This window comes from Nocardia sp. NPDC051911 (assembly GCF_040681035.1).
GTDB lineage: Bacteria > Actinomycetota > Actinomycetes > Mycobacteriales > Mycobacteriaceae > Nocardia > Nocardia sichangensis.
In genome coordinates this window covers 18,891-30,118 of the sequence record NZ_JBFAXY010000052.1, presented here as the reverse complement: position 1 = coordinate 30,118, position 11,228 = coordinate 18,891, and the positions used below count along the sequence as shown (strand labels likewise).

10 protein-coding genes are annotated in these 11,228 nt (G+C 67.8%); 2 read left to right on the top strand and 8 right to left on the bottom strand.

What is annotated here, in order from left to right; all coding sequences use genetic code 11:
• Positions 1-145: 145 nt before the first annotated feature.
• Both AB0L97_RS36450 and AB0L97_RS36445 read right to left on the bottom strand, forming a co-directional pair.
• Positions 146-1,036, bottom strand: coding sequence for a manganese catalase family protein (locus tag AB0L97_RS36450; protein WP_364439009.1), 891 nt, complete (start codon positions 1,034-1,036; stop codon positions 146-148).
• Between the two features lie 149 nt (positions 1,037-1,185).
• The gene (locus tag AB0L97_RS36445) at positions 1,186-2,811 is read right to left on the bottom strand and encodes a glycoside hydrolase family 13 protein (RefSeq protein ID WP_364439006.1); all 1,626 of its coding nucleotides are present in this window, start codon (positions 2,809-2,811) and stop codon (positions 1,186-1,188) included.
• 155 nt (positions 2,812-2,966) lie between these two features.
• Between AB0L97_RS36445 and AB0L97_RS36440 the strand changes: the two genes are divergently transcribed.
• A complete protein-coding gene (locus tag AB0L97_RS36440; protein WP_364439003.1) occupies positions 2,967-3,794 on the top strand; it encodes an SDR family oxidoreductase in 828 nt (275 codons plus the stop codon).
• Positions 3,795-3,875: 81 nt separating this feature from the next.
• Here AB0L97_RS36440 and AB0L97_RS36435 read toward each other — a convergent pair whose 3' ends face one another.
• The 6 genes from AB0L97_RS36435 to AB0L97_RS36410 form a co-directional block, all read right to left on the bottom strand.
• A complete protein-coding gene (locus AB0L97_RS36435; RefSeq protein WP_364439000.1) occupies positions 3,876-5,225 on the bottom strand; it encodes a family 1 glycosylhydrolase in 1,350 nt (449 codons plus the stop codon).
• A 133-nt stretch (positions 5,226-5,358) separates the two neighbouring features.
• Complete coding sequence (locus AB0L97_RS36430) at positions 5,359-5,940, bottom strand: TerD family protein (protein ID WP_355075501.1); 582 nt, start codon at positions 5,938-5,940, stop codon at positions 5,359-5,361.
• A gap of 123 nt (positions 5,941-6,063) precedes the next feature.
• Positions 6,064-6,987, bottom strand: coding sequence for a phytoene/squalene synthase family protein (locus AB0L97_RS36425; RefSeq protein WP_364438997.1), 924 nt, complete (start codon positions 6,985-6,987; stop codon positions 6,064-6,066).
• Between the two features lie 11 nt (positions 6,988-6,998).
• Positions 6,999-8,531: a phytoene desaturase family protein gene (gene crtI / locus AB0L97_RS36420; protein ID WP_364438994.1), complete on the bottom strand. Its 1,533-nt coding sequence runs from the start codon at positions 8,529-8,531 to the stop codon at positions 6,999-7,001.
• A 17-nt stretch (positions 8,532-8,548) separates the two neighbouring features.
• Entirely contained in the window at positions 8,549-9,658 is a 1,110-nt protein-coding gene (locus AB0L97_RS36415; RefSeq protein WP_364439018.1) for a polyprenyl synthetase family protein, read from the bottom strand.
• 54 nt (positions 9,659-9,712) lie between these two features.
• Positions 9,713-10,225, bottom strand: a complete 513-nt coding sequence (locus AB0L97_RS36410; RefSeq protein WP_364438991.1) for a DUF6764 family protein — start codon at positions 10,223-10,225, stop codon at positions 9,713-9,715.
• Between the two features lie 122 nt (positions 10,226-10,347).
• Here AB0L97_RS36410 and AB0L97_RS36405 point away from each other — a divergent pair, with 122 nt between their 5' ends.
• Positions 10,348-11,205 carry a MerR family transcriptional regulator gene (locus tag AB0L97_RS36405; protein WP_364438988.1) on the top strand — a complete coding sequence of 286 codons (858 nt, stop codon included), beginning with the start codon at positions 10,348-10,350 and terminating at the stop codon, positions 11,203-11,205.
• The last annotated feature ends 23 nt before the right edge of the window (positions 11,206-11,228 follow it).

The following is an 11,228-nucleotide window of genomic DNA, read 5'->3' as shown; positions in this document are numbered from 1 at the left end:
GATCGTCCCACAGACATCAACAGCACCCCGCGCCTTTGATCCAGGCGGCAGTGCACGTCGCGCGGCGCGCGGCACCTGGTGCCGCGCGCCGCGTCGCTCAACGCCTGAACAGCCGTGTTCCGTTCCGGGCGTAGGCGTGGGGGAGTCAGTCCGGTATGTGTGATTCGTGGGTGAACGGTTTGGTGCCGTGCACCGCGGGCTCGCCTTGCGGGTTGGTCTGCGCGCCATGGTTCACGCGTTCGTCGGAATCGAGCCATTCGCTGACCGGATTGTCGATGTAGCGCCATTCCGTGCCCGAGGGCCACGGCCCCTGCCCTTCGTTCCATGGGCCGCGGGCGCTCGCGGAGCCGTTGGACATGTTGAAGGCCACGTTCTGGAATCGATCGTCGCCGGGCAGTGCTCCGGGCGGAAAGTTGACCGGCAATTCGTTCAGCGCCGCGGTGAACTGCTGGAAGTGTGCGATCTCGCGGGTCATCAGGAACGAAAGCGTGTCCTGCACACCGGGATCGTCGGTGAACTGCTTGAGATATTCGTACACGATCTTGGCGCGCGACTCCGCCGCGAGGTTGCTGCGCAGATCGACCGAGGGCTCACCGTTGGCGTCGACGTACGACCCCGACCAGGGCACGCCCGCGGAGTCCTTGACGACGGGTCCGCCGCCGCTGAGCGCGAAGTACAGTGGGTTCACCGCGACCTGATGGATCACCTGGTCACGTCCGCCGGGCGTCGCCACCATCGGCATCCAGTCGCACCGCTCGTTGGCTTGCTTCAAATCGTCGTTGAGCCCGTCGAGCAACATGGTGATCATCGCGCCGACGATTTCGAGATGGCTGAGTTCCTCCGTGGCGATGTCCATGAACAGGTCATAGGTTTTCGGGTGCTTGCCACGCAGCATGAACGCTTGGTTGAAATATTGCATGGCGGCCTTCAATTCGCCGTTGGCGCCGCCGAACTGCTCTTGCAGCAGGGTCGCGAAACGCGGATCGGGACGGTCGACGCGAACTTCGAACTGGAGATCCTTGTTATGGGTGAACATCGCTCTCCTTACCAATATGGTCGGCTGACGAGATGGCTTCTACTGCCTAACCCAGCGCACGACGAGCAAGAGACGCGTTGCTTGTTCGGTGGCGACGATACGGGTTCGAATTGCCGGTCGTTCGCAGCGACACGAGGCGCGACCATGCCCTACCCAACGCCGGGGACCTCCAGCCAGGCCGCGCTGTCGGCGGGCAGGACGCTGTTCTGCAAAGGCTCGCTGGACAACAACACCCGCTCGTGCCTGGGCAGCGTGGTCGGCGCGTTCGAAACGTTCACGATGCACACCAGGCCGGGAGAGCGTCGGAGAAGCAGCACACCCGGCGCACTGGGCAGCCAGGCCCAAGAGCCCTCTCCGAGGGCCGGATGGTCCCGGCGCAGACGCAGCGCCCGGTGATAGAGGTCGAGCATCGAGTCCGGTTCCCGCTTCTGCAATTCGGCGGTCAGCGACACCCAGCGCTGTGGCTGCGGCAGCCAGGGAAGGGTGTCGACGGGGCCGAATCCGAATGGCGGCCGGAATCCGCTCCACGGCAGTGGCACACGGCACCCGTCGCGGCCGCGGGCGGTGTGGCCGGAGCGCTCCCAAGTCGGATCCTGCAGCACCTCTGGCGGGAGATCTTCGACCTCCTCCAAGCCGAGTTCCTCGCCCTGATAGAGGTAGGCGCTGCCGGGGAGCGCGAGCATCAGCAGCAGCGCCGCCCTGGCGCGGCGACGACCCAGCCCGACATCGACGGGACCGTGCGGTTCGTGCTGTGAACCGCCGCCGCGGGTGGAGGCCCGCCCGTAGCGGGTCACATGCCTGGTGATGTCATGGTTGGACAATACCCACGTGGGTGGCGCGCCCACCGCGTCCAACGCCTCGGTCGTGCAGTCGACCACGGCACGCAGCGCGTCGGCATGCCAGGAACACCGCAGAAAATCGAAGTTGAATGCCGTGTGCAGTTCGTCCGGACGCACGTAGCAGGCGAGGCGCTCGGGTTTGGCCACCCACGCTTCGGCGACGAAGACCCGATCCGGCCCATAGGAATCCGCGATCTTGCGCCAGCCGCGATAGATCTCGTGTACCTCCTGCCGGTCCCAGTGCGGATGGTCGGTCCGATCCGGCGGCTCCATCATGTCCTCGTGATCGGTTTCGATATCCGGTAGATCGGGGTGTTTGACCAAACCGTGCGCCACGTCGATGCGGAAGCCGTCCACGCCCCGATCCAGCCAGAAACGCAGGATCGACTCGAACTCGGCACGGACGTCCGGGTGCTCCCAGTCCAGGTCCGGCTGGTGGGCGTCGAACAGGTGCAGATACCACTGCCCGTCCGCCACTCGGGTCCACGCAGGGCCACCGAACACACTCCGCCAATTGTTCGGCGGACCGCCGGAGGACGCGCCGTGCCGGAAGAGGTAACGGGCTCGCTCCGGCGAGTCCGGCCCGGCCGCCAGTGCCTGCTGAAACCAAGGATGCTGATCCGAGGTGTGGTTGGGGACCAGATCCACGATGATGCGCATATCCTGCGCGTGCACCTCGGCGATCAGCTCTTCGGCCTCCGCGAGCGTGCCGAACCGGTAGTCGATGTCGCGGTAGTCGGAGACGTCATATCCTCCGTCCGCCATCGGCGACGGATACCAGGGCGTGACCCATATCGCGTCCACTCCGAGGTCGCGCAAATAGGTCAGTCGAGACCGGATACCGGCGATGTCGCCGAGGCCGTCGCCGTTGCCGTCGCCGAAACTGCGGATGTAGATCTGATAGATCACGGCATCGCGCCACCAGGGAGCAGTCATCGTGGCGCCCTCCTCTCGGCTCGTTCCAGGGCGGTTACCCGCAATCGGAATCCTCGTAACGTCGCGTCGGCGCTACGAGGTCGAGGAGGAATCGTCACGCGCGGGGTGGCGGCGGGAGGCGGTGTGGTCCGTGCCCGCGCGGGTAGTCGCTGGACATGGCTACCACAGCTCCACTACCGGAAGAACGAGCAGGCACGCCGCGGCGAGCCGTGGTGACCGGGGGAGACTCCGGAATCGGTGCTTCGATCGCCGTCGCGCTCGCGGCGGGCGGGACCGATGTCGGGCTGACGTTCCACAGCGACCAGCGCGGCGCGGAGGGCACCGCGACGCAGGTGCGCGAACAGGGCAGGACCGCCGTCGTGCGCCGTCTCGACTTGGCGGCCCCGTCGTCCGCCGGGTCGGTGATCGACGAACTCGCCGACGAACTCGGTGGCCTCGATGTGCTGGTGAACTGCGCGGGTACCGGGTCAGCGCGGAAGGCGATGGACATGGACTTCGACACCTGGCGGCACGTGCTGTCGGTCGACCTCGACGGCGCGTTCGTCTGTTCCCAGCGCGCGGCCGGACATATGATCGCCGCGGGCAACGGGGGCAGGATCATCAACATCACCAGCGTGCACGAACACGTTCCCCGGGTGGGCGCCGCACCGTACTGCGCGGCCAAAGCGGGGCTCGGCGCACTGACGAAAGTGTTGGCGCTGGAACTCGCCGAATACGACATCACCGTCAATTCGGTCGCGCCGGGGGAGATTTCGACACCGATGACCGGCCAGGAAGACGTCGATCCCCGAGCGCAGTCGCGTCCCGGCGTGCCGCTGGGCCGAACGGGGCACGCGAAGGAGGTCGCTGCCGTCGTGGCGTTTCTGGCCGCACCGGAGGCGAGCTATGTCACCGGCGCGTCCTACGTGGTAGACGGCGGCATGCTTCTGATGGGCCCGCAGGCCAGCACCTTGTTGACCGACGAGAAATGGCGCACGCCGTGACCACGGATTCGGTTACTTCGCGTCGTCGCGGGGCAATGCGCTGAGTTCGAGCAGACTGTCGACCAGGGTGCGGGCGTCCGTCTATCGCTCCGCTACCGGAGTCATGCAGCTGGCCGGGGGGTCGACGAACAAGCAGAGGGCCGGACCGCGGGTAGGACGGTAGCCGTCGGGCACTCCGCCCGCGTCGATGACCTGCGTGTAGGCGCCGACGGCGTCGGTGGGGCGGCGGGTGAGGGAGGGGTCGGTACGCACGTCCACGGTGTAGAGGCCGAAACGGGGCGTGTAGCTTCCCCATTCGTAGTTGTCGGTGAGGCTCCAATAGTTGTAGCCCATGATGTTCATGCCGTCGGCCTTGGCGCGCTGGATCCAATAGACGGTGTCGCGAAGGTGATCGCCGCGAACATAGCCATCGGCGCGTGGACGGCCGTCTTCGGTCGGCATCCCGTTCTCGACGACGTAGAGCGGTTTACCGGGCAGCCGGCGCGAATAGTATTGCAGCGCATAGTAGATGCCTTCGGTGCGCAACGGCAGCTCCCAGATGTGCGGTCCGGGCAGCGTGGGCATCGCCGAACCGCTGGCCCGCAGGATGGACTCGATCAGCGACTGCGCCGGGTCGAAGGCGAAGTAGTAGTCGACACCCACGTAGTCGAGCCGATCGGCGATGCGGTCCATCAGCGGGCCGTTCACCTGCGCCTCCGAACCGGCGACGTAACCCATGTTGCTGGTCACCTGTGCGCCCGGCTGCTTCTGGTGGATGTAGTCGTAGCTGGCATTGTGTGCCTGCGCGACCCGCTCGAGCATTTCGCCGGCATCCGCGGCGCCGTGGCGGACCTCGTGCATGATGTAGGCGACGGGCTCGTTCACGGTGACCCACAACGGGTTGCGCGCCGCGTAGCGGTCCACGACGTTGCGCATGTTGGCCAGCCAATCCTCGACCATGCGGGGATTGCGCCAGCCCCCTCGGTCGGCGGCCCAGCCGGGGTACACCCAGTGGTCGAGCGTGATCATCGGTCGCATACCGGCCCGCTCGACACTCGATATCACCGCGTCGTAGAAGCGGAACGCGCCCTCGTCCCACACGCCCGGCGCGGGTTGCACTCGGGCCCACTCGATCCCGATCCGGAACACCCGCACGCCCAGGTCCGCCGCGAGCTGGATGTCGGAGGCATAGCGGCCGTAGAAGTCGACGGAATCGCCGAGGGCGTCGTAGCCAGGCGTCGCGCCGACGTATCGGGTCCAATTGCTGTCCGGCGCATGACCTTCGGACTGAAAGCCGGAGGTCGATACGCCCCAGAGGAAGTCTCCGCCCAGCGCCGGTAGGCCGGCGACCGGCTGTATCGGCGGGATGGCCGCGGATTGCGTGGCGAGAAGCAGGGTGGATGCCGCGGCGGCGAGCGCGGCCAGGACGTACCGACGGAACCGAGATCGCATCGACCCAGAGTAACTGGGTGCTGTCCACTGATTGCCGGAATCCGCTTATCGCAGCGATTCGAAGACGTGGACACTTGTTGCGATCGGTTTGCGGGTGGGCCACGCGGACCGCGACGCGTGGCACCCGCAGGTGCTATTGCATGGCGAAGCGCAACAGCGCCTGCATGTCGCCCTGCTTGATCTTGCCTTGGCGATTGAGGACTTCCAGCTGCCACACAGCGCCGTTGCGGAAGGCGCGAGCGACCGCGTTGGCGTTGTCGGTGCCGAGCAGCGAGGGCCAGATGTCGGCGACTTGCTGGCTGTTGCCGCCGGTGGCGTCGTAGATCTTGAAGGAGATGTTGTTCGCCTTGTCGAAAGAACTGCCCTTCTTGAAGGCGGCCGCGACGAAGACGATGGCGTCGATCGCGGTGGGGACGTCGGCGAAGGTGACGTGGATGGTCTCGTCGTCACCGGAAGCGGCGCCGGTCTGCTCGTCACCGGTGTGCGCGACCGAGCCGTTGCCCAACGGGTCCAGCGAATCGAGTCCCGCGAAGCGCACCGGGTCGTTGCCCTGCATGAGGACCGCGATCAGATCGAGGTCGACACCGCGTTTGCGGCGTGCCCAGCCGAGTGCGCCGCCGCTCGTTCCGGACGACGGATCCCAGCTCACTCCCACACTCAATTTCGTGATACCCGCGAGGTCCGCGGCACCGTCTTCTTTTCTGAGCGTAATCACGACATCAGGATACTGACGACCAGCCGCCGCGCTCGGGACAACGAATCCGTCTCCGGGACAGGCAGGTCCGCACCGGGTGATGGAAGTCCATCGCGCGACGCGGCACCGTTGTCGCCGCAGCGATCACCGGCCCGCTCGGCGTGCCCACCACGCCTCGACCAGGCCGGTCGCGCCGACTCGCGCTCGCCGCCGGTTCGGCACGGCGGCGCGGTGATCGAACACGGCGAAGTCGCTGTCCTCGATGCGGTCGAGGATCTCCGAGTACAGCGTCGTCGCCGTCGCGACGCAGGGGCGCGAACGGCGGTGCAGCAGGGCGATTCCGGCAGCGGCGAAGCGGTAGATGTCGCGAGTGCGGGCGATTTGCGCCGCCAGGGCGCTGCGTACCCGGGCGTCGGTACGCCGCTGAGTACCGCACCAGCGCAAGAGATCGCGATCGACGTCGAACGCGGCCAGTTCGTCGGCGGGTAGATACACCCGGTCACGCAGCAGGTCTTCACCGACATCGCGCAGGAAGTTCGTCAGCTGGAATGCCTTGCCGAGCGCGGCGGCATACGGCGCGGCCTCATCGGCACGAGTGGCGCCCAGAATCGGCAACAACTGCAATCCGATCACTTCGGCCGACCCGTAGACGTAGGTGTCGAGCGCGGCGCGATCGGGATAGTCGGTCACGGTCAAATCCATTCGCATCGATGCGAGGAAGGCGTCGAACAGCTCCGCTGGAATGCGATAGCGATCGGCAGTGTCCAGAACCGCCGGGAGCACGGCGTCGGCGTCGGCGGCGCGGGCGCGGAAGCGGCCCGCGAGGTCCTCGAGCCGCCGGGCACGTTCGGCGATATCGAGACGGGGGTCGAACTCGTCGAGGATGTCGTCGGCTCGGCGGGCGAATCCGTACAGGGCGTGGACCGCGGGGCGCTGATCCGGTGCGAGCAAACGGGTCGCGAGGAAGAAGGTCTTTCCATGGCTTGCGTTGAGCCGGCGGCAGTACCGGTAGGACCGGTGCAGTCGCTGGTCGCTGAGCCGGGTGGTGTCGAGGTCGGTGCGGGTCATCTCGATTCCGATCACAGTTGTCGATCGATGCGGCTGGTGGCGAGCGCGGCGCCGATGCGGCGCGGCCGCACGGGCTGGAGGCCGGTGACGCGATCCGCGGCCAGTCGGCCGGAGATCAGCACCGGCGGGATCCCCACCCCCGGCACGGTAGAGCCACCGGCCAATACGGCATTGTCGACACCGCGGATCATGTTGGCCGGTCGGAACGGACCGGTTTGGGCGAACGTATGCGCCAGCGCGAACGGGCTCCCGGCGAGCATGCCGCGGCGCGCCCAGTCGGCGGGTGTGTCCACGCGCAGAATCTCGGCATCGCCGAAGACCGAGCCGAGACGATCCTGAGCGACCTCGAGTAATTGCTCGGCATAGCTGGTTCCCGCCCGCTCCCAATCGATTCGGCCGCGTTCCAGGTTCGGCACCGGGGCGAGCACATACAGCAGGTCCCGTCCGGGCGCAGCCGTAGACGGATCGGTAGCCGAGGGACGGGTGACCAGCAGCGAAGGATCGCGCATCACCTGCCCGCGGACGATGATGTCGTGGAACGACTCCTCCCAGGCGGCGCCGAACAGCAGATTGTGGTGCGCTATCCCGGCCGTGGGCGCACACCCCAGATGGACGATCACCGCCGATGGCGCGGAGGTCAGCGGCACCGGTCGACGTGGTGTGCGCGCGATCAGGCGATAGGCCTCGTGCAGTTCGGTCGTCAATACCACTGCGTCGCACGAGATTCGGTCGCCGTCGTCGGTGCGTACCCCGGTGATCCGCGAGCCCGTGCGCTCCAGGGCGGTCACGGTGGTGCCATAACGGAATCGGACACCGGCCTCGGTCGCCGCGGCGGCCAGCGCCTCGGGGAGCGCACGCATCCCACCGCGCGGAAAGAACACACCGCCGACGGTGTCCATGTAGGCGATGACCGCGTAGGCGGCCCGCGCCCGGCTGGGCGCGACGCCCGCGTACAGCGATTGAAAGGTGAAGACACGCCGCAATTCCGGGTCGGGAATGTAGCGCGCGACGGCGCGATCCCAGCGGCCGAAACCACCCAAGGCGATCAGCCGGGCGAGAGCGGGGGTCACCATGGACAGCGGTGAGTCGAAGTTCGCCGCGATGAACCGGTCCATCTCGGCTCGGTACAAGCGGGTCAGCCAACGCCGCAGGCGGCGATACCCGTCGGCCTGGTCGGCGCCGGCGAACCGGCGGATCTCCGCTTCCATCCGCTCGGCGTCGGTGTGTACCTCCAGCCAACGGCCTCCGGCGAAATGTGCCCGATACGCCGGTTCCACGGGCGCCAACTGCAAATAGTCAGCGCTGCGCGCCCCGGCGGCCGCGAAGACGCTTTCGACGATATCGGGCATGGTCAGCACCGTCGGGCCGGTGTCGAGGCGATAACCTGCCGGATCGGCCTGCCCGGCGCGGCCGCCTGGTACGGCTTCGCGTTCCACGACGATCACTTCGCGGGAGCGGCCGGCCAAATGCAGGGCCGCGGACAGTCCCGCGAGCCCGGCTCCGACGACCACCACCCGGTCGGTCGCGCCTTCGACGGTGCGCATCGAGGAAAACCTCCCGGTCAGGCAACGCGTTCGGTGCATGCGGTGGCCATGTGCTTCAGTGCGGCGTGCACCGGTGCGCTGAAATTCGCTGTGTGCAGAGCGTTTTCGGCGCAGGCGAGCAAGTCGGCGATCATCGTCTCGATCCTCTCGGGCGCCCCGGACTCGATGATCAACATCCTGGCGCGGTCGACCTCCGCGGGACCGAGCTGGACGCGATGGAGGAGCCGGGACAATTCGGTTCGGGCCGCGGGGGCCGCCATTTCGCGTGCGAGGACGACGACGCTGGTCGCGGTGCGTTCCCCGAGATCGCCGTCCGCGGGTTTGCCGGTCACGGCCTGCGACCCGAAGATGCCCAGAATGTCGTCACGCAACTGGAATGCCTCGCCGACCGCGGCGCCGTACCGGCCGAGCGCGTCCAGGACGGCCGCATCGCAGCCCGCCATCGCGGCGCCCATCTCCAACGGGCATCGCACCGTGTAGTTCCCGGACTTGACCCGCGCGATCGCCAGGACCGAGGCCAGCGCCGACTCGGTGCGCGCGTCGTTGAGCAGATCCGCGAACTGGCCTGTCGCGAGTTCCACCCGCATCTTGTCGTAGCGCGGCCACGCGTGCGCGAGCGCGGACTCGGCGAGCCCGCTTTCGCGGAGCATCTGCTCGGCCCAGACCAGGCACATGTCCCCGAGCAGGATCGCCGCGGACTCGCCGTACCTGGTGGAAGAGCCGGGCACGCCCATGCCGCGGTGCGCCCCGGCGAACCGGACATGTGCGGACGGGCCGCCGCGTCGCGTCGCGGACCGGTCCATGACGTCGTCCTGGAGCAGCGCGAACGCGTGCAGCAGTTCCAGACCGGCGGCCGCACGCAGCGCTGCCGGATCGTCCGGTCCGCCGCACAGCCAGCCGAGGTACATGAACGTCGACCGCAAGCACTTCCCGCCGGTGGCGTACTGCCGCAGAACGTCGTGTGCGCCGAGGCGATGAAGCGGCCTGGGGCATGCCCGCAGAAGGAAATCTTCCAGCTCGCCGAGTACTGCCCACCGCACCGCTTCCCGCCACTGCGAGAAGGGGGCGGCTCCCAGTGCCGGGATGCCACCGACCGGTTCGGTCACTGTCGATTCGGACCAAGTGATGCTCATTCCCGATTCCCTTCCACGCCTCGGGCAATTACGCGCATGTCTGAGATGCTACGCACAACGATGCACTATCGAGGCGAAAAGCAGCCCCTGCAATGTCTGGAAGTCGCCCGCGAAGCCGAACCCGCCCGCGCAGGTCGGCGTCGAGGTGCCGGTAACCGTGACCGTCGCACCGGGACCGGCGATGCCGATCGACAACCCTGGGCGCGCGCCGGTGGTCGTGACCGTCGCGCCGGGCCCGACGGCGATCGCGGCCGGGCCGGACAGGTATGTCGAGTTCGAGGTCGCCACCCCGCCGTTCTGCGCGATGGCCAGGGACAGGCTGTTCGGTGCGGCGTCCGCGGTGGCGTCCGCGTCGAAGCCGTAGGCCGCCGCGGCGCCGCCCGCGCCACTGCTCGCCGAGCAGGAGGCGGTGCTGTCGGCGGTCTGCGTCGCGGCGAGGACGGGTGCGGGGCACTCCGCGGTGGCGGCGGTGGCGGCGGGTGCGGCGAACAGCATGCCCAGCCACGCCGCGCCGACGTCGGTCGTCAGCCCCACCGATCGCGTGAGAGCGGGTCGATCCATGACGTCCTCCTTTGGTGCTCGGGCTTGCAAGGCTTCACGCTACGCCATTTTTGATGCAAAATCGATGCATCATTCGAATCTTCCGAAAGGAGTGGGAGACATGCGGCGGATGCGGTCCCGCGATGGTTGACCAGGGGTCCGCCCGGTACGCGGTGGGCGCGGTGGCGAAGCGGCTGGGCGTTCCGGTCGCCACTCTGCGCAGCTGGAACCAGCGGTATGCGATCGGCCCGCCGAGGCATCGGCCGGGAGCGCACCGCCGCTATTCCGAATCCGACATCGCGACCTTGCGGAGGATGATCGCGCTCATCGAAGCGGGCGCCACACCGGCCGGTGCGGCACAGCAGGCGCTCGCCGAAGCTCCGCGATTATCAGAGGGTCGCAGCGCTCTCCTGGTCGCCGCCGAACAACTGGAACCCGATGTCGCGCTGACTCTGATCATGGCTCGGCTGGCGCGCGACGGTGTGGTCGCGACGTGGAACAGGTTGTGTCGTCCGGCATTCGGGACGATCGTCGCGGCACAGGACGCCGGTCGGGGGCTGATCGAAGTGGAACATCTGTTGTCCTGGGCGGTGATCGCGGGATTGCACCGCATGTTCCCGCCGGTCCGGCGTCCCGGTTCGCAACCGCCGGTGCTCTTGGCCTGCACCGCGGGGGAGAACCACGTGCTGCCCCTGGAAGTATTGCGTGCCGCGCTGGCCGAGCGGGGCGTCGTCGCGTTGTTGCTGGGCGCGGCGGTGCCCGACTCGGCTTTGGCCGAAGCCTTGGCGCGCCATGATCGGCCCTGCGTACTCGTGCTCTGGTCGCAGCTGCCCGCGACCGCCACCGCGGGAACGCTTCGGGCAGTGCGAGAGGCGGCGGCGCGGCTGCTGGTCGCCGGGCCGGGCTGGTCCACGGTCCGGCTACCGCCCGAGGCTCCCTACGTCGCCACTCTCGAGGAGGCCTTGGAGGTTCTCGGCGAACCCGGACCCGACGGGGCGTGATCCCGGGTCACTTCCGGCCCTGC

Bases quoted from the DNA above. Each gene is read 5' to 3' on its own strand.
- AB0L97_RS36410 (WP_364438991.1), bottom strand. From the start codon at position 10,225: ATGGATCGACCCGCTCTCACGCGATCGGTGGGGCTGACGACCGACGTC.
- crtI (WP_364438994.1), bottom strand. From the start codon at position 8,531: ATGCGCACCGTCGAAGGCGCGACCGACCGGGTGGTGGTCGTCGGAGCC.
- AB0L97_RS36445 (WP_364439006.1), bottom strand. From the start codon at position 2,811: ATGACTGCTCCCTGGTGGCGCGATGCCGTGATCTATCAGATCTACATC.
- AB0L97_RS36425 (WP_364438997.1), bottom strand. From the start codon at position 6,987: ATGACCCGCACCGACCTCGACACCACCCGGCTCAGCGACCAGCGACTG.
- AB0L97_RS36435 (WP_364439000.1), bottom strand. From the start codon at position 5,225: ATGCGATCTCGGTTCCGTCGGTACGTCCTGGCCGCGCTCGCCGCCGCG.
- AB0L97_RS36440 (WP_364439003.1), top strand. From the start codon at position 2,967: ATGGCTACCACAGCTCCACTACCGGAAGAACGAGCAGGCACGCCGCGG.
- AB0L97_RS36450 (WP_364439009.1), bottom strand. From the start codon at position 1,036: ATGTTCACCCATAACAAGGATCTCCAGTTCGAAGTTCGCGTCGACCGT.
- AB0L97_RS36405 (WP_364438988.1), top strand. From the start codon at position 10,348: ATGGTTGACCAGGGGTCCGCCCGGTACGCGGTGGGCGCGGTGGCGAAG.